Source organism: Bradyrhizobium sp. Mp19 (assembly GCF_029952935.1).
GTDB classification, from domain to species: domain Bacteria; phylum Pseudomonadota; class Alphaproteobacteria; order Rhizobiales; family Xanthobacteraceae; genus Bradyrhizobium; species Bradyrhizobium elkanii.
Window position 1 is genome coordinate 286,631 of the sequence record NZ_JASAUT010000001.1, and the last position, 19,869, is coordinate 306,499.

Sequence of the window (19,869 nt, forward strand, 5' to 3'; positions counted from 1 at the left end):
CATGTTGACGCTGTCCCTGATCGGCATCGGTTGTGGTGATCCCCGGCAGCTCACTTTCGCTGCGACCGCCGCGATCAATGCCGCCGACCTGATCCTGATCCCGCGCAAGGGGACGGCAAAGTCGGATCTCGCCGACTTGCGTCGCACCATCTGCGCGGAAGCGTTGAGCAATGATCGCACACGCATTGCCGAGTTCGACCTGCCGGTACGTGACGCCGGCGAAGAGGATTATCGCAAGGGTGTGGACGATTGGCACGATGCCATCGCTGCGGCGTGGTCGCAGGAAATCGCGCGCAACCTAGGCAGAGAGGGACGCGTCGCCCTGCTGATCTGGGGCGATCCCTCGCTCTACGATTCGAGCCTGCGGATCGCGCGACGGCTCGATCCGTTGCCATCGATCGAGGTGATCCCGGGCATCACGTCGATCCAGGCGCTGTGCGCGGCGCATGCGCTGCCGCTCAATGAGATCGGCGAGCCGTTCCTCGTGACGACCGGCCGACGGCTGCGCGAGGGCGGCTGGCCGCCCGGCATCGACACCATTGTTGTGATGCTCGACGGCGGCGCCGCCTTCCAGACGCTGGATCCTGCCGGGCTGCAAATCTGGTGGGGCGCCTATCTCGGCATGCCCGATCAGATCATCATGGCGGGGGAACTGGCAGAGGTCGGCCCTCGCATCGTTGCCGCGCGACGAGAGGCACGTGAGCGGCACGGCTGGATCATGGACAGCTATGTCCTGAAGCGGAAATCGTGATCCAGATTTTGCTCCGGCATTCTGTGCAGATGGCTGCTAGGTCTTCAATCCGCGAATCGAAGGTTGGATGGTCAGGCGATAGGCGACGAGCCTGTCGCCATCGAAATGCTCGAGGGTCGTCTCGCAGACCGGGCAGCGATACTCGCCCTTGCTTCCAGATCCGGACGCCAGCTCAAGGCGTCGGAATCCGGCCCCGCAGCGCGGGCATGTGACGTCGTCCTTCTTCATCAACTCACCCCAGAACAGCACCGGCGCTGCTTTTTAGCGCAGACCGCGCGGCGGAACCATGTTCATGGCCGCGGAGCGACGGATCATTCGTGCATGGAAGCGGCGGTGCGTCGTCGTCGAGCGGGCGGCAGCGCAGCCGATCGCGCGGAGCGGGTGGCCGATTTTCAACGCATTATGCAAGTTCGGCAATGGGTTATTGCTCGGCCTTAAAGAGCAAGGGCTGCCGGACCCCGCAACAATAACAATAATGACTGCCATGTCGCTGTGTTCGAGAGATGCTGCGTCTGCTCAGTCCCATGCGCGATCGCCGGCACGCCCGAGGCCCACCGGCGATCAATCGCGATCAGCTATTGCCTGATCAGACGAACCACGTCCTGCCTCAGCAGGTAGAGCGAGACGGCGAGCAGCACGACGTCCTTCATCAGGAAGGGCACGTTGCCGGTCATCGCGGGGAAGCCACCGGCGGCAACGTCCCAGCCGTCAGGCATGAACGGAATGATGGTGACGGTCGCGATGAAGGTGCCGGTCGAGCCGAGGGCGCCGAGCACGCCGAGCCGCTTGTCCCAGAAGCCCGCGAGCAGCAGCGAACCGAACGTCCACTCCGAGGCGCCAAGGAAGTAGCTGGCGCCGGCATGGCCGAACGCTGGATAGAGCCACCAGATCAGCGGCCCGTTGCTGATGAACGGGACCAGCCGTTCGAATTCGTACGGAAACCACTTCTGGTAACCGAAGAACAGGAACATGATCACCATCGCGGCCCGGACGACGTGATAGTCGAGATCCTCCGCCAGCAGGCCGGACCTGTCGAGCGCGCGGAGAAGCGGATTTTGTGTGGTGTTGGCAAGCGTGGTCATGGTCGTGATCCTTTCGCGTGACATCGCTCGGTCGCTTCACGCGACCGCCGGGAAGTCGATGTCGGTGTCGTTGATGCGGTTGAAGACGCTGGTGAAGACTGTGGTCGCAAACGCCAGGCTGATCTCGACCAGCTGCGCGTCGCTGTAGCCGGCGGACTTGATCGCGGCGAAATCCTCTTCGCTGACGGTGCCGCTCGACTGCGCGAGCTTGCGGACGAAATTGACGAGCGCATCGCGCCTGGCGTCACCGGTCGGCTCGCCCTCGCGGATCTGCTTGAGCACATCCGCATTCACGCCGGCGAGCCTGGCGAGATGCGAGTGCGCGGCGACACAATAATCGCAGCCGCCGGCGGCGCTGATCACGAGCTTGACGATCTCCAGGTCGCGCCTGGGCAGGCTGCCGCCAGTCAGCACGGCATCGGCGGCGAGGATCGACTTGAGCGCGGCCGGACCGTGGGCCGCAATCGCCGCGTAGGTGTTCGGGACGGCGCCGATCGCCTTCTTGATCTGGGCGTAGATCTGGCCCGACGGGCCGGTATCGGTTTCGAGATTGGGGGTTGAGAGACGAGACATGGTGGCACTCCTTGTTCGGGGTGGTGAACGATTGCAGAGTGACAATAGGATCGAGATTTGAGACATTGAATGTTCATATTGCTCGTTTATATGTTCAATCGTCTCATGCGCTGCTTCAGGGGGATTGGCCATGGATTGGCTGAGCCGGCTGTTCGAGATGATGCCGGTGCGCGGGCGGCTCGACCTGCGCTGCAGCTACAGCGTGCCCTGGCGTATCGAGCAGGGACCGGGCCTAACCAACGAGATCCCCTATCATGCGGTGCTTGCCGGCTCGGCGATCCTGGACGACGCCGCGGGCGGACGGCCGTTGCTGCTGAAGCCCGGCGACATCCTCCTGCTTCCCGGCAACCCGCGACACGTGATGCACGACGGAAGCGGCGCGACACCGCTGCCGGCGCGCAACCGGGCGGCGGAGAATTTCACGATCAGCGAAAACCTCGGATCGGACGAACGGCTTGACCTGTTGTGCGGGCACTTCGCGATTGCACCCCCGCACGACCGCCTGTTGCGCAATTATCTTCCGCCGCGTCTTGTCGTGCATGCCGGCGCGCGTGCGGGAAAGGGAACGGCTGCGCAGCTCGCCGGGCTCGTGTCGTTGATGCGCAGCGAAACGGCCGACGATCATCTGGGCGGCCACGCCATGCTGAATGCGCTGTCCACGGCAATGTTCGCGCTTGTGCTGCGGCTTGCGAGCGAGACCGATGCAACGTCACGGGGACTTCTCGCCCTGGTCGGTGATCCCAGGCTCGCGCCGGCCGTGGCCGCCATGTTCAAGGAGCCCGCGCGTGCGTGGTCGCTGCCGGAGCTCGCACGGCTTTGCAACATGTCGCGCGCCACGCTGGCGCGGCAGTTCCAGGACAAGCTCGGGCGATCGGCCAGCGATCTGCTCACCGATATCAGGATGACGCTTGCGGCGAACGAGTTGAAGGGATCATCGCTTTCGACCGGCGCTGTGGCGGAGATGGTCGGGTATCAATCGGAGGCCGCCTTTCAGCGCGCCTTCAAAAGCCACATGGGCGTGACGCCGGCGCAGTGGCGCAAATCGCAGCCGCCGGAACAGGAGGTGTCGCTGGGACCTGCTGCACCGGCTGATCGGAAAGGCAGTTCGCCGACTGTGGATGCGTAGCGTCCCCCGTGCCTCGCTCAGGTTTCGGTGCGGGAGGCGCAGAGTGCGCTCGATCAAGACTTGCGATGCCTTGCGTTGACCGCGATCGCGGCGGCGGCGGTGCGGTTCTCGACGCCGAGCTTGGCGTAGATCTGCTCGAGATGCTTGTCGACGGTGCGCGGGCTGAGGCCGAGGATCTGCGCGATGTCGCGGTTGGTCTTGCCCTTGGAGAGCCAGGACAGCACCTCGCCCTCGCGGGTGGTCAGGCCGAGCTCGCTGGAGAACTCGGCCGGCATGTCGCCGCTGGTGTCCTTGGCGAGCCGCAGCAGGAATTCGTTGGGCCCGAGCTTGCCCATATATTGCAGCCGAAGCTGTTCGTTGCCGGGGAATGACGCCACGGTCGCTGTCTTCTTTCCTGTGCCGCCCTTCTGCGCCTGCTCGAGCCATTGCGGCATCGGATCCGGCAGCGCGAAATTGTCGGCGGCGTCGGCGAGCGTATCCGACAGCAGTCGCTGTGCCTGCGGCGTCGCCCACAGCAGCGCGCCGGCGCTGTTCACGGCGAGCAGATAGCGGCCGGAGACGTCGAGCGCCGCGCGGGCGCTCTGCGTCATCCGCGCATTGGCGAGATGGACCCGGATGCGCGCCAGCATCTCCTCGACCACGATCGGCTTCGTCACATAATCGACGCCGCCGGCCTCCAGCCCGCGCACGATATGCTCGGTCTCGGCGAGGCCCGTCATGAAGATGATCGGCACGCCGTCGAGCCCTGCGTCGCGCTTCAGCCGCCGGCAGGTCTCGAAACCGTCCATGCCGGGCATCACGGCATCGAGCAGCACGATATCGGGCGTGATCTGGTCGACGATGCGCATCGCCGAGGCGCCGTCGAGCGCGACCATCACGGTCATGCCGGCGCCGTCGAGCGCGTCGGTCAGCAGGCGCAACGTCTCGGGCGAGTCGTCGACGACGAGCGCGACGTCGCGCTTTCTCTGTTCAATGGTCATAGCTGTGCAATGTCTTCAACGTCGCCATATATTGATCGAGATCGAAGCGGTCGATCAGCGTGTGCATCTGGCCGACGAAATCGGCATGTTCGGGACACTCATTGCCGATCTCGTCGAGCTTGAGCTGGATCGCCCTGACATAGCCGAGCTGGCCGAGGCTGATCAGCTCTTCGACATATTTCACCGGCGGCCGCGAGCCACTCTCGGGCTTCCATTGCGGAGGCGAGGCCGGCTCGGCCTCATACTGCCACTCGATCTTGAGCAACTGGCGGATGGTCTCGAGCAGCCGCGGGATGTCGATCGGCTTCATCAGGTATCCGTCGTGGAACGGTTGCGCGAGCGGCGCGCCATGGGCCTCCAGCGCGCTGGCCGAGATCATCAGGATCCGTGCCTGGTGATGGCCTTCGGAGCGCAAGGTTTCGGCGACCGTCCAGCCGTCCATGCCCGCCATCGAGATATCGAGCAGGAACAGGTCCGGCCGGCAGTGCTGCGCGAGGGCAAGACAGCCTGGCCCGTCCGGCGCGCTGAGCAGGATGAAGCCGAGCGGCGTCAGGATCTCGCGCAGGAGGTCGCGGTGGGTCGGGTCGTCGTCCGTGATCAGGATGGTCTTGCGCGGACCGTGATAGCCGTACACGGGAGCATCGACCGGCGCATCGCGCCGCGGATTGGTGACCTCCGACAGCAGCAGCTTGACGCGGAACGTGCTGCCGCTGCCGACCGTACTCAGGACCTTGATGTCGCCGCCCATCACACCCGCGAGCAGGCGGCTGATGGTGAGCCCGAGCCCGGTGCCGGTCTGCGGCTGGGTGACGCCAAGCGCGCCGCGCTCGAACGGGGCGAAGATCCGCTCGAGATCGTCGGGCTGGATGCCGGGTCCGGTATCGATCACCTCGAACTCTGCGACCGGGCTGCGGTAATGCACCACGAATAGCACCTGGCCGGATTGCGTGAACTTGATCGCATTCGACAGCAGGTTGATCAGGATCTGCCGCAGCCGCTTCTCGTCGGCATAAACCACGACCGGCAGCACGGCCGGCCGTTTGAACACGAAGTCGATGCCTTTTGCTGCGGCTTGCAGGCGGAACATGCCGACCAGCTGCTCGAGGAAGTCATTCAACCGCACTTCATCGCGCGACAGGTAGAGTCGGCCGGCCTCGATCTTGGAGATATCGAGGATGCCGTCGATCAGCCCCGACAGATGATCGGCGCTGCGGCGGACCACGCGCACCTGCTCACGCGGCCGCACCTGCAGGCTGTCGTCCTGTTCCAGCAATTGCGCGTAGCCGGAGATCGCATTCAGCGGCGAGCGAAGCTCGTGGCTGAGGCCCACGACGTACCGGCTCTTGGCGAGATTGGCGGACTCCGCGACCTCCTTGGCGCGCTGCAGTTCGGCGTCGGTGCGCTTGTGGGCGTCGATCTCCTGGATCAGCAGCGTGGTCTGCCGGCGTGTTTCCGCTTCCGCGGCGCGCCGGCTTTGTTGCGCCAGCACGAACAGCCAGGCGACGACGCCAATGATCAGGGTCAGCGCGAAGAACACCTTCCAGAGCACGTCGGCCAGCAATTCGTTGGCATGCACCGCCGCCGTGGTCTGCAGGTAGATCAGGCCGAGCACGATCGCCACGAGCCCGGCCGAGACGGCGAACACGCCGAGATAATGCCCGAGCTGCGAATTGATGCGGGCATAGATCGGTTGCGGCATCACCTTGCCCAGCGCATCCGACACCTGCGCGCCGATCCGGCCATGCGGCTTGCAGAGGTCATGGCAGCGTGCGTCGAGCGAGCAGCACAGTGAGCAGATCGGGCCGGCATAAGCGGGGCAGGAAGCCATGTCCTCGGGCTCGAACGCATGCTCGCAGATACAGCACTGGATCGATTCGATGTTCTGCCAGCTCCGCTTCGGCTTGCGGGCGATGTAGTACTTGCCGTCGGTGGCCCAGGCAATGAGGGGAGCCGTGACGAAGGCGACCGCAAGCGCAACGAAGGCCGACAGCGCCTTCGCGGTCGGGCCGAACAGGCCGTAGAACGCGCTGATCGAGACCACGGTGGCGATCGTCATCGCGCCGACGCCGACCGGGTTGATATCGCAGAGATGGGCGCGCTTGAACTCGATGTGCTGCGGCCGCAAGCCGAGCGGCTTGTTGATGACGAGATCGGCCACCAGCGCGCCGACCCAGGCGATCGCGACGTTGGAGTAGAGCGCGAGCGTCTGCTCCAGCGCCTTATAGACGCCGATCTCCATCAGCAGCAGCGCGACGACGACGTTGAAGACCAGCCACACCACGCGGCCGGGATGCGAGTGGGTGAGGCGGGAGAAGAAGTTCGACCAGGCGATCGAGCCGGCATAGGCGTTGGTGACGTTGATCTTGACCTGCGACAGGATCACGAACGTGCCGGTCAGCGCCATCGCCAGATCCGGCTGGGACAGCACGTAGCGGAACGCCTCGAGGTACATGTTGGCGGGCTCGGCCGCGTGCTCGGCCGAGACGCCGTGGCTGAGCGCAAAGAAGGCGAGGAACGAGCCGGCCAGCAGCTTGAGCGCGCCGAGCACGATCCAGCCGGGACCGGCGCTGAGCAGCGCGATCCACCAGGCCTTGCGCGAGGTGCGGCGGTCGCGCGGCAGAAAGCGCAGGAAGTCGACCTGCTCGCCGATCTGCGCCACCAGCGCGAATACCACGGAGGCCGCGGTGCCGAACAGCAGCAGATCGAGATTTCCTGCGGGATCGCCGTGATCGCCGGCGAATTTGCGCCACTCGGTGAACGAATGCGGATTGGCCCAGGCGATCGCCGCGAACGGCATGATGTGGAGGATGACCCACAGCGGCTGGGTCCAGAGCTGGAAGCGGCTGATCAGCGTGATGCCGTAGATCACCAGCGGAATGATCACGACCGCGCTGATCAGATAGCCGATCGGCCGCGGGATGCCGAAGCACATGTCGAGCGCGCTGGCCAGGATCACCGCCTCGATCGCGAAGAAGATGAAGGTGAAGGAGGCGTAGATCAGCGAGGTGATGGTCGAGCCGATATAGCCGAAACCGGCGCCGCGGGTCAGCAGGTCGATGTCGATGCCGCTTTTCGCGGCATGGTAGGCGATCGGAAGTCCGCAAAGGAAGATGATGACGCTGACCACCAGGATCGCAGCGGAGGCGTTCATTGCGCCGTAGTTCAGCGTGATGGTGCCGCCGATCGCCTCCAGCGCAAGGAACGAGATTGCGCCGAGCGCGGTGTTGGCGACCCGGGCGGCGGACCAGCGCCGCGCGCTCTTGGCGGTGAAGCGCAGCGCGTAGTCTTCCAGCGTCTGGTTGGCGACCCATTGATTGTATTGGCGCCTGACGCGGTCTATCCGCTGCCGCCCTGCCACTCGTTTCAACTCCTGGTCCACGATGCGCTGATCGCGGGCAAATCCCGTACCAAAAACCTACGTCGCTATTTTGCGGTGCAGTATACGCGATCTCACGTATCAGTGCGCTGCACAAAAGTGAGCAATCCTAGCCTCATCAATAAGCGTTCTCGAACCAATGGGGTGCTCATGTCAGACGATACAAAACCAGGACTGCCGTCTCCGCTCCGCCGCAAGCTCTTGATGGGAATGGCCGCTTTGCCGGCCATGTCGATGCTCGGCCGTCCCGCATTTGCCGACGTTCCTGCAACCTCTGCGGTCAATACCACCGGTCTTGCAGTCACCGATAGCGAGGTCACGGTTGGCATCCTGCATTCCGTGACCGGCACCATGGCGATCTCCGAGACCGGGTCGGTCGAGGCCGAGAAGCTCGCGATCGAGCAGATCAACGCCGCCGGCGGGGTGCTCGGCCGCAAGATCAAGTTCATCCAGGAAGATGGCGCCAGCGACTGGCCGACCTTCGCGGAAAAGGCCAAGAAGCTGCTGGTCAACGACAAATGCGCGGCCGTGATGGGCTGCTGGACCTCGGCCTCGCGCAAGGCGGTGCTGCCGGTGTTCGAGCAGTACAACGGCATGCTGTACTACCCGACCTTCTATGAAGGCCTCGAGCAGTCCAAGAACGTCATCTACACCGGCCAGGAGGCGACCCAGCAGATCATCGCCGGTCTCGACTGGGTCAACAAGACCAAGGGCGCCAAGAGCTTCTACCTGCTCGGCTCGGACTACATCTGGCCGCGCACCTCGAACAAGATCGCGCGCAAGCACATCGAGAACCATCTGCAAGGCTGCAAGGTGGTCGGCGAGGAATACTTCCCGCTCGGCTCGACCCAGTTCAACTCGGTCATCAACAAGATCAAGCTGACCAAGCCGGACGTGATCTACGCGATCATCGTCGGCGGCTCCAACGTCGCATTCTACAAGCAGCTCAAGGCGGCCGGCATCGACTTGTCCAAGCAGACGCTGCTCACGATCTCGGTCACCGAGGACGAGATCGACGGTATCGGCGGCGAGAACATCGCCGGAGCCTATGCCTGCATGAAGTACTTCCAGTCGCTCGACAATCCGAACAACAAGGCCTTCGTGCCCGCCTTCAAGAAGATGTGGGGCGAGAAGACCGTGATCGGAGACGTCACCCAGGCTGCCTATCTCGGCCCGTGGCTGTGGAAGTTGACGGTGGAGAAGGCCGGCTCCTTCGACATCGACAAGATCGCGGCGGCGTCGCCCGGCGTCGAGTTCAAGGGCGCGCCGGAAGGTTACGTCCGGATCCACGAGAACCATCATCTGTGGTCGAAGACCCGCGTCGGGCGCGCCAAGGCCGATGGACAGTATGAGCTGATCTACGAGACCGCCGATCTCGTCGAGCCGGATCCGTTCCCCAAGGGTTATCAGTGAGCCAGTAGCCCGCATGAGCGGAGCGATGTGCGGGACCGTCCCGGGTATCGCACCCGCTCACCCGGGCTACGAAGCTCCACAACGCATCGCGGCGTGGACGTCACCGCCCACGCCGCCGATCGGGCGCCGCTACGCGCGGCGCGTGCCCCTTGGACTGGAGGACATCATGTTCGGCGACTATTCGATCGGTGATCTCGGCGCCATCCTTGCGATGCAGGGATTTGCCGGGCTCATCCTGTTCTCCGTCTATGTGCTGATGGCGCTGGGGCTCGCCATCATCTTCGGCCAGATGGGCGTCATCAACATGGCCCATGGCGAGTTCATGATCCTCGGCGCCTACGTCACCTGGATGACGTCGAACGCGGTGCAGCATGCCGCGCCCTGGCTGTTCCCCGGTTACTTCTTCATCGCAATGATCCTGGCGTTCATCGCCTCCGGTGCGCTCGGCATGCTGGTCGAATGGGCGCTGATACGCCATCTCTACAAGCGCCCGCTCGATACGCTGCTCGCCACCTGGGGCCTCAGCCTGATCCTGCAACAGGCCTATCGCTCGATCTTCGGCGCGCGCGAGGTCGGCGTCGAACTGCCGGAATGGATGATGGGCTCCTGGCAGGCGACCGACTCCATTCAGATCCCGATCAACGGCATGTTCGTGATGGCGCTGACCATCCTGATCACGATCGCGGTCGCCTACGTGCTGTTCTGGTCGAGCTGGGGCAAGCAGGTACGCGCCGTGGTGCAGAACCGCGTGATGGCGGGCGCCGTCGGCATCAATACCGAGAAGGTCGATCGTTACACTTTTGGCCTGGGTTGCGGCATCGCCGGGATCGCCGGCTCTGCCTTCACCATGATCGGCTCGACCGGACCGACCGCCGGCCAGCTCTACATCGTCGACACCTTCCTGGTCGTCGTGTTCGGCGGTGCCGCTTCGCTGTTCGGCACCATCGCCTCCGCCTTCTCGATCTCGCAGACCCAATCGACGCTGGAATTCTTCCTGTCGGGATCGATGGCCAAGGTGATCACGCTGCTGACGATCGTCGCGATCCTGATGGTGCGTCCGCAGGGGCTCTTCGCGCTCAAGGTCCGCAAATAAGAACAAGCAGGCTGGTCATGATCATCAACTCGCGCTTTTTCAATCGCTCCGAACTGCTCGGCTTCCTTGCGCTCGCGGTACTGCTGTTTCTCATCCTGCCGCTATCGCTCGATATCTTCCGCCTCAACCTGGTCGCCAAATATTTGACCTATGCCTTCGTCGGGATCGGCCTCGTGCTGTGCTGGGGCTATGGCGGCATCCTGAGCCTCGGGCAGGGCGTGTTCTTCGGCCTCGGCGGCTACTGCATGGCGATGTACCTCAAGCTCGAGGCGTCCTCGGTCGCGAACACCAAGATCCAGTCGACGCCGGGTATCCCCGATTTCATGGACTGGAACCAGCTCACCTCGCTGCCCTTCTTCTGGAAGCCATTTCACAGTTTCCCGGTGGCGCTGATCGCGATCATTCTGGTGCCGGCGATCTTCTCCTTCATTATCGGCGCTGCGATGTTCAAGCGTCGGGTCGGTGGCGTCTACTTCGCGATCATCACGCAGGCGATCGCCGCGATCATGACCATCCTGATCGTGGGCCAGCAGGGCTACACAGGCGGCATCAACGGGATCACCGATCTGCGAACGCTGCATGGCTGGGATATCCGGACCGATCACGCCAAGTACATCCTCTATTTCGTGGAGGTGGTATTGTTGTTCGGCTGCATCTGCGCCGCGCAGTTCATCCGCCTGACAAAACTCGGGCGCATCCTGGTGGCGATGAGAGAGCAGGAGGATCGCGTGCGTTTCTCCGGTTACAGCGTCGCCAACTTCAAGATCTTCGCGTTCTGCGCCGCGGCCGTGTTCGCTGCGATCGGCGGCGCCATGTTCACGCTCGAGGTCGGCTTCATGTCGCCGTCCTTCGTCGGCATCGTGCCGTCGATCGAGATGGTGATCTACACCGCGGTCGGCGGCCGGATGTCGATCTTCGGCGCGGTCTGGGGCGCGCTGTTGGTCAATTTCGCCAAGACCAGCCTCTCGGAGTCCTTTCCGCAGCTCTGGCTGTTCGGTCTCGGCGCGCTATTCATCGCGGTCGTGCTCGCCTTCCCGAACGGGCTGTCCGGCATCTGGGCTGACCACGTCCAGCCGCGCATCGATCGACTGTTGGCATCACGCAAATCGAAATCGGCGGCCGGCCTGATCGCCGACGGCGCACCGGCCGAGTGAGGAGGGACCATCATGCTCGTCGGCCATCAGCCCAAAGACTTCCTGCTCGCGGTCTCCGGTCTCACCGTGTCCTTTGACGGCTTCAAGGCCGTGAACGATCTTTCCTTCTATGTCGAGGAGAATGAGATCCGCGTCATCATCGGCCCGAACGGCGCCGGCAAGACCACGGTGCTCGACCTGATCTGCGGCAAGACAAGGGCGACGTCAGGCTCGATCCAGTTCCGCGGCCAGGAGCTGACCAGGCTGCGTGAGAACGAGATCGTGCAGGCCGGGGTGGGGCGCAAGTTCCAGACGCCGTCGGTGTTCGAGGATCTCACCGTGTTCGAGAACCTCGAGATTTCCTTTCCGCGCGGCCGCACCGTGTTCGGTTCGCTGACCTTCCAGCGCGACGACACCGTCAAGCAGCGGGTCGAGGAGGTCGCCGAGATGATCTTCCTGAAGGACAAGCTCAATACCTTTGCCGACCAGCTCAGCCACGGCCAGAAGCAGTGGCTCGAGATCGGCATGCTGCTGATCCAGGATCCGGACCTCTTGATGCTCGACGAGCCGGTCGCCGGCATGAGCGTGTCCGAGCGCGCCAAGACCGCCGAGCTGCTCAACCGCATCATCAAGGACCGTTCGGTGCTGGTGATCGAGCACGACATGAAGTTCGTCGAGGACATCGCGCACAAGGTCACGGTGCTGCACCAGGGACAGATCCTGTCCGAGGGGACGATGGAGCACGTCAAGAACGATCCGAAAGTCATCGAAGTGTATTTGGGCCACTAACGGATGATCAGGATCGGTCGAGCCGCGAACTCAGTTCACCTCTCCCCGTCGGGGAGAGGTCGGCGCGCAGCGCCGGGTGAGGGCCTTCAGGTCCCAAGAGAGAGCGCAACCCCTCACCCGGATCGCATCGGGCGATGCGATCCGACCTCTCCCACAAGGGGAGAGGTGAAGAACAGTGCCCGGTTCTAGGAGCTGTCGATGCTGGCAATCAATGATCTTCATGTCGCCTATGGCCAGAGCGAGGTGCTGCACGGCCTCAACGTCTCGGTCGCGCCCAACGAGATCGTCGCGATCATGGGCCGCAACGGCATGGGCAAGACCACGCTGATGAAATCGCTGATGGGCATCCTGCCGGCCAAGAGCGGCAAGGTGACCATGGACGGCACCGAGCTCGGCGCGATGAAGAGCTACGACCGGGTGGCGAAGGGCCTCGCCTACGTACCGCAGGGCCGCATGATCTTCTCCACCATGACTGTCAAGGAGAACATCGAGACCGGCCTCGTGGTGTCAGGCGGCTCCGAGGTGCCCAGCGATATCTACGAACTGTTTCCGGTGCTGCTCGAGATGAAGGGCCGCCGCGGCGGCAATCTCTCGGGCGGGCAACAGCAGCAGCTCGCGATCGCCCGCGCGCTGGCGACCAAGCCGAAGGTGTTGCTGCTCGATGAGCCGACCGAAGGCATCCAGCCGTCGATCATCAAGGACATGGCGCGCACCCTGAAGCGGATCCGCGATGAGCGGGGATTATCGATCGTCGTCTCCGAGCAGGTCTTAAGCTTCGCGCTCGACATCGCCGACCGCGTCCTTGTCATCGAGAACGGCGAGATCGTCCGCGACGATCCGCGCGCCAGCGTCGACGCCGCACAGATCTCGAAATATTTGTCTGTTTAACCAGTAAACGAAGGGGAGCATCGCGATGCCAGATACACTGATCAAGGTCGATCTCAGCAAGTCGGCCTATGAAAACGACAAGATCCACAATCGCTGGCATCCGGAGGTTCCGATCGTCGAGTGGGTCAGCCCCGGCGACGACTTCATCATAGAGACCGTCGACTGGACCGGCGGCTTCATCAAGAACAACGATTCCGCCGACGACGTGCGCGACATCGATCTGTCGATCGTGCACTTCCTGTCCGGCCCGATCGGCGTCAAGGGCGCCGAGCCCGGCGATCTCCTCGTCGTCGACCTGCTCGACGTCGGTCCGTTGAAGGAGAGCCTGTGGGGCTTCAACGGCTTCTTCTCCAAGCAGAACGGCGGCGGCTTTCTTACCGACCATTTCCCGCTGGCGCAGAAGTCGATCTGGGACATCAAGGGCCTTTACACCTCGTCGCGTCACGTCCCCGGCGTCAACTTCGCCGGCCTGATCCATCCCGGCCTGATCGGCTGTTTGCCCGATGCCAAGATGCTGGTGGCCTGGAACAAGCGCGAGGCCGAGCTGATCGCGACCAACCCGACCCGGGTGCCGGGCCTCGCCAACCCGCCGTTCGCGCCGACCGCGCATGTCGGCCAGGCCAAGGGCGACGTCAAGGCCAAGATCGGCCTCGAGGGCGCCCGTACCGTGCCGCCGCGCGAGCATGGCGGCAATTGCGACATCAAGGATCTGTCGCGCGGCTCGAAGATCTACTTCCCGGTCTATGTGCCGGGCGGCGGCCTCTCGATGGGCGATCTGCATTTCAGCCAGGGCGACGGCGAGATCACCTTCTGCGGTGCGATCGAGATGGCCGGCTGGCTGCACATCAAGGTCGACGTCATCAAGGACGGCGTCTCGAAATACGGCATCAAGAACCCCGTGTTCAAGCCGTCGCCGATCACGCCGAACTACAAGGACTATCTGATCTTCGAGGGTATCTCGGTCGACGAGGCCGGCAAGCAGCATTATCTCGACGTCCACATCGCCTACCGTCAGGCCTGCCTGAACGCGATCGAATATCTGAAGAAGTTCGGGTACTCCGGCGCCCAGGCCTATTCGATCCTCGGCACCGCGCCGTGCCAGGGCCACATCTCCGGCGTGGTCGACGTGCCGAATGCCTGCGCCACGTTGTGGCTGCCGACGGAGATCTTCGACTTCGACGTCATGCCGTCGTCGGCGGGACCGATCAAGCATATCAAGGGCGACGTGCAGATGCCGATCTCGCCCGACAAATGATCCTTTGAGTGATCCCTGCGCGAAGGGTGCGGGACGGCCCGCGTATTGGCCGCCCCGCATCCATCGCCGGACTTCACACGACTGCGCAAGGATTAAGGAAATGCCGATCTACGAATATCTCTGCAACGACTGCGGTCCGTTCACCGACATGCGGCCGATGGCGGAATGCGACCTGCCGCAGGATTGCCCGCAATGCGAGACGACGTCGCCGCGCGTGATCCTGACTGCGCCGGCGTTCTTCTGCATGCCCTCCTACAAGCGCAAGGCGCACGCCACCAATGAGCAGAGCCGGCACGCGCCGAAGACGCTCGATCAGTACAAGGCGGCGCACGGCCCAGGCTGCGGCTGCTGCTCCACCGGAAAGAAGAAGCCGGCGCGGCTGATGACCAAGACCAAGAGCGGCGCCAAGGGCTTTCCGACCGCGCGGCCCTGGATGATCAGCCACTAGAAGCGTTTTCGAGCGAAGTGGATACCGGTTCGCCGTTCCAATTGAATCGGAACGGGAAGGGCTCTAGATGCGCGGCCGATCGTCAGGCCTGTTCGGCCACCTTCAAGGCCTCGGTGCGGATCTCCTCGACCAGCCGTTCCTTCAGGGCGACGAATTCAGGCGTGGTCTTGATCTTGTAGGAGCGCGGATGCGGCAGGTCGACCGCGATCTCGGCCTTGATGCGGCCGGGCCGCGCGCTCATGACGATGACGCGGCTGCCGAGGAAGATCGCTTCCTCGATGTCGTGGGTGACGAACAGCACCGTCTTCTGGTCGCGCTCCCAGATCCCGAGCAGCATCTCCTGCATCAGCGCGCGGGTTTGGTTGTCCAGCGCGCCGAACGGCTCGTCGAGCAGCAGGATCTTTGGATCGTTGGCTAGCGCGCGGGCGATCGCGGTGCGCTGCTGCATGCCGCCCGACAGCTGCTTGGGCCAGTGATTTTCGAAGCCCGATAGCCCGACCCGGCGAATGAACGCATCGGCGATCTCATGGCGCTCCGCTTGCGACACGCCGCGCTCGCGCAGGCCGAAGGCGATGTTCTCGCGCACCGTCAGCCAGGGAAACAGGGTGTAGGACTGGAACACCATGCCACGGTCGGCGCCGGGGCCCGTGACCTCACGCCCGTCGAGCGTGACGCGCCCGCTGGTCGGCCGGTCGAGCCCGGCGATGATCCGGAGCAGGGTGGATTTGCCGCAGCCGGAGGGGCCGAGAATGGTGACGAAGTCGTTGTCGCCGACGTCAAGCGTGGTCGGCTCGAGCGCCCTCGTCGGCGCGTTGCCGGCGCGGGCGGGGAAGGTTCGCGAGACCTGATCGATCCTGAGCGCGGTCATGCGAGCTTCCACGGGAACAGCCAGGCGTTGAAGGCCTTGAACAGGAAATCGGAGATCAGGCCGATCAGCCCGATCACGATGATGCCGAAGATGATTTGGCCGGTGTTGAGCAGCGCCTGGCTGTCGGTGATCATGTGCCCGATGCCCGACGATGAGCCGATCAATTCGGCCACGATGACGTAGGTCCAGGCCCAGCCCAGCACCAGTCGAAGGATCTCTGCGATCTCGGGCGCCGCGGATGGCAGCAGCACGCGGCGGATCACGCCGCTGTCGCGGGCGCCGAGCGTGTAGGCGGCTTCCACCAGGTCGCGCCTGGTGGCACCGACGGTCACGGCCACCATCAGGATGATCTGAAACACCGCGCCGATAAAGATCACCAGCAGCTTCTGCAACTCGCCGATGCCGGCCCACAGGATCAGCAGCGGGATGAAGGCGGATGCCGGCAGATAGCGCGCAAAGGACACAAACGGCTCGAGAAAGGCCTCGATTGGCTTGTAGGCTCCCATCAGAACGCCGAGCGGCACCGCGATGACGGCAGCAAGCACAAACCCGCCGATCACGCGCCAGATCGTCATCCCGATGTCGAACAGAAAGCCTTGCTTGGCGAGCAGCTCATAGCCTTCCTGCACCATCGTCAGCGGGTTGGCGAGGAAAGTCTTCGACACATGGCCGCCGAACGTCGCCCAGGACCAGAGGGCGACGAATAGCACGAAGAAGGCGAGGCCATAGACCACGCGCTGCTTCGATGTCGTGGGCTCGAGAGGACGCATCAAATGATCCGGGCGTATCTTATGCGCCGGTCCCGCCCGCTGTGTCGCAAGGCGGGACCGGCCGAAATGGTTGCTGCGTTACTTGATGAAGCTTGCGTCGTAGATGTCCTCGACCTTCGGCGCGGCCTTGATGATGCCGACCTCGAGCAGCAACTCAGCAGCGTCCTTGTTGAAGGTGAGGAAGTCGCCGGCGAAGAATTTCTGGTTGGCAGCCTTGTCCTGCCAGCGCAGGTACTTTGCCGAGTTGCCGAACTGCTCGCCGCTCTGCTTCACGTCGGCGCCCATGATCTCGTAGGACTTGGCCTGATCCTTGGCGATCATGTCGAGCGCCTCGAAATAGCTGTCGGCCAGCGCCTGCGCCGCCTTCGGATTCTCGCTCAGGAATTTTGGCGTGCAGCCGAACGTATCCATCACCATCGGATAGTCGAGCGTGGTCGCGATGATCTTGCCCTTGTCGGGAGCGGCGCGCACGGTCGACAGATAGGGCTCGTAGGTCATCGCGGCATCGTTCTGGCCGGAAACGAAGGCCTGCGCCGCGGCGGCGGGCTCCAGATTCACCACGGTGACGTCCTTCACCGTGAGGCCGTTCTTCTTCAGCATCCAGGCCAGCGCGAAGTAGGGCGAGGTGCCCGGCGCCGATGCCGCGACGGTCTTGCCCTTGAGGTCCTTGATCGCGGCGACGTCGTTGCGCACGGCCATGCCGTCGGCGCCATAGCTCTTATCGAGCTGGAAGATCTGCTTGGTCGCGACGCCGTTGGCGTTCCAGGAGATCCAGGTCTCGACCGTCGTCGCCGCGCACTGGATGTCGCCCGAGGCGATCGCAAGATGCCGGTCCTTCTGCGGGATCTTCTTCAAGGTCACGTCGAGGCCGTTCTTCTTGAAGATGCCGGCTTCCTTGGCGAGCGTCAGGGGCGCGAAGCCGGTCCATCCGGAGATGCCGACGCCGACCTTGACGTCATCCGCTGACGCCGCGGTGGACGCGAGCAACACTGCGATTGCGGGCAATAGCTTGAAGGAACGCATGATTGTCGACCCCTTGAACGATGGATTGAACCCAGTTGATGTCTTCACGTCAGTCGCGGCGGATTGCCGCACGACGCATGCCGGCGGATGATGGCCCATGATGCATTGCATGAAATATGCCGCGCAAGCTGCCCTCAGCCTCCCTTGAAGCGAGCGACCAGGCGATGCGTCTCGCCCGGATAATGCAGCCGCACCGCCGTTACCGTGCGCGCGCTGCGCCAGGTGTAGCGGTCGATCACGAGACAGGGCGCGCCGACCGCGATGTCGAGCGCCGCGGCCGTGCGATCGTCGGCGACGACGGCGCTGATGGTATGCTCGGCTTCGGTCCACGGCACATGATGCAGCAGCCACGACCCCGGCGGCTCGCGGGCAAAGTCCGCGTTTGCGGCCTCCGGAACCGTGGAGAGATCGATCAGCCTGTCCTCGACGGCGAACGGCACGTTGTCGGCGCTGTGCCGGCAGGTGATCGCGATCACCTTGCCGGCCTTGTCCATGCCGAGCCGGGCGCGGTCGGCTGATGTCGCGGTACGGCGCCGGCAATCGATCAGCTGATAGCCATAGCTGCGGCCGAGCGCGGTGATCTCGGCGCGGATGTCGGCGATCTTGAGCACCGCCGACAGATGCTGCGGACGGCGCACGAAGGTGCCGGCACGGCGCCGCCGCTCGATCAAATCGGCCTGCGCCAGTTCCGACAACGCCTTGTTCACCGTCATGCGCGAGCAACGATAGCGCGCCATCAGCTGGTGCTCGAACGGAATGCGATGCCCGGGCGGCCATTCGCCGGTCAGGATCCGGGTCTCGATGTCGAGCCGGATGCGCTTGTAGAGCGTCGGCTTGCCGGCCGCATTCGGCTTGGCCTGGTCGGAGGCGAGACTCATGCGACGAGCCTCCGCACGCTTGCATTGAACCGCTCGCGCGCCTTGTCGCGCAGCCGGTGCCGTCCGCCCGCGACCACCTTGTCGCCGCCGGCCCAGACGCAATCGATCGCGTCGCTGCCAGTCGCAAACAGCCAGCCATCGAGAACCGCATCGCCCGACCGTCCCGCCAGCGACGGATGCGCGGTGTCGAGGGTGACGATGTCGGCGCGCGCGCCGGGCACGAGCCCGACATTGGTCTGCGCCAGGGCCTGCGCGCCGCCAGCGAGTGCGTGGTCGAACAGGGCGCGGCCGGTGGATGCGCCGGGACGCCCCGAGAGCACGTTGCGCTCGTGGTGTTTCAGCCGCTGGCCGTATTCGAGCTGACGCAGCTCGTCGGCGACCCCGACCAGCACGTTGGAATCGGTTCCGATGCCGAACCGGCCGCCCGCCGCGAGGAATTCGCGCGCGGAAAAGATGCCGTCGCCGAGACTTGCTTCGGTGACGGGGCAAAGGCCGGCAACCGCGCCACTGCGGGCGAGCGTCGTGACTTCCTGCTCCGTCATATGGGTCGCGTGAATCAGGCACCAGCGTTGATCGACGGGGGCATGTTCGAGCAGCCATTGCACCGGCCGCTGTCCCGACCAGGCGAGGCAATCCTCGACCTCGCGCACCTGTTCGGCGGCGTGGACGTGGATCGGGTCCGCCTTGGCAAGCGGAATGATCGCTGCGAGCTCGTCGGGTGCTACTGCCCGCAGGCTATGCGGAGCGATGCCGATGTTGGCGCCGGGTAGATCTCGGATTGCCTCGCGCGAGGCAGTCATCAGCGCGGCGAACTGATCGACCGAGCAAATGAAGCGGCGCTGCCCGGCATGCGGTGCGGCGCCGCCGAATGTGCTGTGGGCATAGAAACTCGGCAGCAGCGTGAGCCCGATGCCGGAGGCGCTGGCGGCCTCTGTGATGCGCACGGCCATCTCGGCGGGATTGGCGTAGGGCGCGCCGTCGCGATCATGGTGCAGATAGTGGAACTCGCCGACGCGGGTAAAGCCGCGCTCGAGCATCTCGACATAGAGCAGGGTGGCAACGGCGGCGACGTCGTCCGGTGTCATGGTCAGCGCGAAGCGATACATCGTCTCGCGCCAGGTCCAGAACGTATCGGTCGTGTCGCCGCGCAGTTCGGCGAGGCCGGCCATGCCGCGCTGAAAGGCGTGGCTGTGCAGGCTCGCCAATCCCGGAACCGCCAGTTGGTGACGTTCGTCGCCGGCGGCAGGCGCGACGCCCGCCGTCACCGAGGCGATCGCGCCATCGACAACGACGACCTGCACGTCATTGGCCCAGCCCGAAGGCAGCAGCGCGAATGCGAAATGCAGTCGTGTCATTTTTCCACGCCGGCTGGACAGAACCCGGACACGATTATATGTCTAGACATATAAGTCAAGCATCCCAC

19 protein-coding genes are annotated in these 19,869 nt (G+C 64.1%); 9 read left to right on the plus strand and 10 right to left on the minus strand.

Features of this window, described 5'->3' with window-relative positions:
* The first annotated feature begins 1 nt into the window (after position 1).
* Positions 2 to 751: a precorrin-6A synthase (deacetylating) gene (cobF, locus tag QJT82_RS01305; protein ID WP_028345160.1), complete on the plus strand. Its 750-nt coding sequence runs from the start codon at positions 2 to 4 to the stop codon at positions 749 to 751.
* 36 nt (positions 752 to 787) lie between these two features.
* On the opposite strand, the gene QJT82_RS01310 is transcribed toward cobF, so the two are convergent.
* The 3 genes from QJT82_RS01310 to QJT82_RS01320 form a co-directional block, all read right to left on the minus strand.
* Entirely contained in the window at positions 788 to 979 is a 192-nt protein-coding gene (locus QJT82_RS01310) for a hypothetical protein (protein WP_018270822.1), read from the minus strand.
* A 347-nt stretch (positions 980 to 1,326) separates the two neighbouring features.
* The gene (locus tag QJT82_RS01315) at positions 1,327 to 1,833 is read right to left on the minus strand and encodes a DUF417 family protein (RefSeq protein WP_028345159.1); all 507 of its coding nucleotides are present in this window, start codon (positions 1,831 to 1,833) and stop codon (positions 1,327 to 1,329) included.
* 36 nt (positions 1,834 to 1,869) lie between these two features.
* The gene (locus tag QJT82_RS01320) at positions 1,870 to 2,406 is read right to left on the minus strand and encodes a carboxymuconolactone decarboxylase family protein (RefSeq protein ID WP_028345158.1); all 537 of its coding nucleotides are present in this window, start codon (positions 2,404 to 2,406) and stop codon (positions 1,870 to 1,872) included.
* 130 nt (positions 2,407 to 2,536) lie between these two features.
* Here QJT82_RS01320 and QJT82_RS01325 point away from each other — a divergent pair, with 130 nt between their 5' ends.
* Entirely contained in the window at positions 2,537 to 3,532 is a 996-nt protein-coding gene (locus tag QJT82_RS01325; protein WP_028345157.1) for an AraC family transcriptional regulator, read from the plus strand.
* A 53-nt stretch (positions 3,533 to 3,585) separates the two neighbouring features.
* Here the strand turns inward: QJT82_RS01325 and QJT82_RS01330 are convergent, their stop codons facing one another.
* A complete protein-coding gene (locus QJT82_RS01330) occupies positions 3,586 to 4,512 on the minus strand; it encodes a response regulator transcription factor (protein ID WP_028345156.1) in 927 nt (308 codons plus the stop codon).
* Positions 4,502 to 7,870: an ATP-binding protein gene (locus tag QJT82_RS01335; RefSeq protein ID WP_028345155.1), complete on the minus strand. Its 3,369-nt coding sequence runs from the start codon at positions 7,868 to 7,870 to the stop codon at positions 4,502 to 4,504. The genes QJT82_RS01330 and QJT82_RS01335 overlap by 11 nt, the downstream gene beginning before the upstream one ends.
* A 168-nt stretch (positions 7,871 to 8,038) precedes the next feature.
* Here QJT82_RS01335 and urtA point away from each other — a divergent pair, with 168 nt between their 5' ends.
* The 7 genes from urtA (at position 8,039) to QJT82_RS01370 (ending at position 14,907) form a co-directional block, all read left to right on the plus strand.
* Positions 8,039 to 9,301 (plus strand): urea ABC transporter substrate-binding protein, encoded by a 1,263-nt coding sequence (gene urtA, locus QJT82_RS01340; RefSeq protein WP_028345154.1) that lies wholly within the window; start codon positions 8,039 to 8,041, stop codon positions 9,299 to 9,301.
* 166 nt (positions 9,302 to 9,467) lie between these two features.
* On the plus strand, positions 9,468 to 10,394 hold the full coding sequence (gene urtB / locus QJT82_RS01345; protein WP_028345153.1) for an urea ABC transporter permease subunit UrtB: 927 nt from the start codon (positions 9,468 to 9,470) through the stop codon (positions 10,392 to 10,394).
* A 17-nt stretch (positions 10,395 to 10,411) separates the two neighbouring features.
* A complete protein-coding gene (gene urtC, locus QJT82_RS01350) occupies positions 10,412 to 11,548 on the plus strand; it encodes an urea ABC transporter permease subunit UrtC (RefSeq protein WP_028345152.1) in 1,137 nt (378 codons plus the stop codon).
* A gap of 12 nt (positions 11,549 to 11,560) precedes the next feature.
* Complete coding sequence (gene urtD / locus QJT82_RS01355) at positions 11,561 to 12,316, plus strand: urea ABC transporter ATP-binding protein UrtD (RefSeq protein ID WP_028345151.1); 756 nt, start codon at positions 11,561 to 11,563, stop codon at positions 12,314 to 12,316.
* Between the two features lie 198 nt (positions 12,317 to 12,514).
* Entirely contained in the window at positions 12,515 to 13,204 is a 690-nt protein-coding gene (urtE, locus tag QJT82_RS01360; RefSeq protein WP_028345150.1) for an urea ABC transporter ATP-binding subunit UrtE, read from the plus strand.
* A gap of 25 nt (positions 13,205 to 13,229) precedes the next feature.
* Complete coding sequence (fmdA, locus tag QJT82_RS01365) at positions 13,230 to 14,459, plus strand: formamidase (protein WP_028345149.1); 1,230 nt, start codon at positions 13,230 to 13,232, stop codon at positions 14,457 to 14,459.
* Positions 14,460 to 14,559: 100 nt separating this feature from the next.
* Entirely contained in the window at positions 14,560 to 14,907 is a 348-nt protein-coding gene (locus QJT82_RS01370) for a zinc ribbon domain-containing protein (RefSeq protein WP_028345148.1), read from the plus strand.
* Between the two features lie 82 nt (positions 14,908 to 14,989).
* Here QJT82_RS01370 and QJT82_RS01375 read toward each other — a convergent pair whose 3' ends face one another.
* From QJT82_RS01375 to QJT82_RS01395, 5 genes are all read right to left on the minus strand, one after another.
* Positions 14,990 to 15,775, minus strand: a complete 786-nt coding sequence (locus QJT82_RS01375) for an ABC transporter ATP-binding protein (protein WP_028345147.1) — start codon at positions 15,773 to 15,775, stop codon at positions 14,990 to 14,992.
* Positions 15,772 to 16,545: an ABC transporter permease gene (locus QJT82_RS01380; protein ID WP_028345146.1), complete on the minus strand. Its 774-nt coding sequence runs from the start codon at positions 16,543 to 16,545 to the stop codon at positions 15,772 to 15,774. The genes QJT82_RS01375 and QJT82_RS01380 overlap by 4 nt, the downstream gene beginning before the upstream one ends.
* A gap of 78 nt (positions 16,546 to 16,623) precedes the next feature.
* Complete coding sequence (locus tag QJT82_RS01385; protein WP_028345145.1) at positions 16,624 to 17,568, minus strand: ABC transporter substrate-binding protein; 945 nt, start codon at positions 17,566 to 17,568, stop codon at positions 16,624 to 16,626.
* A 134-nt stretch (positions 17,569 to 17,702) separates the two neighbouring features.
* Positions 17,703 to 18,446, minus strand: coding sequence for a histidine utilization repressor (hutC, locus tag QJT82_RS01390; RefSeq protein ID WP_028345144.1), 744 nt, complete (start codon positions 18,444 to 18,446; stop codon positions 17,703 to 17,705).
* Positions 18,443 to 19,801, minus strand: a complete 1,359-nt coding sequence (locus tag QJT82_RS01395; RefSeq protein WP_028345143.1) for a formimidoylglutamate deiminase — start codon at positions 19,799 to 19,801, stop codon at positions 18,443 to 18,445. The genes hutC and QJT82_RS01395 overlap by 4 nt, the downstream gene beginning before the upstream one ends.
* Between the last annotated feature and the right edge of the window lie 68 nt (positions 19,802 to 19,869).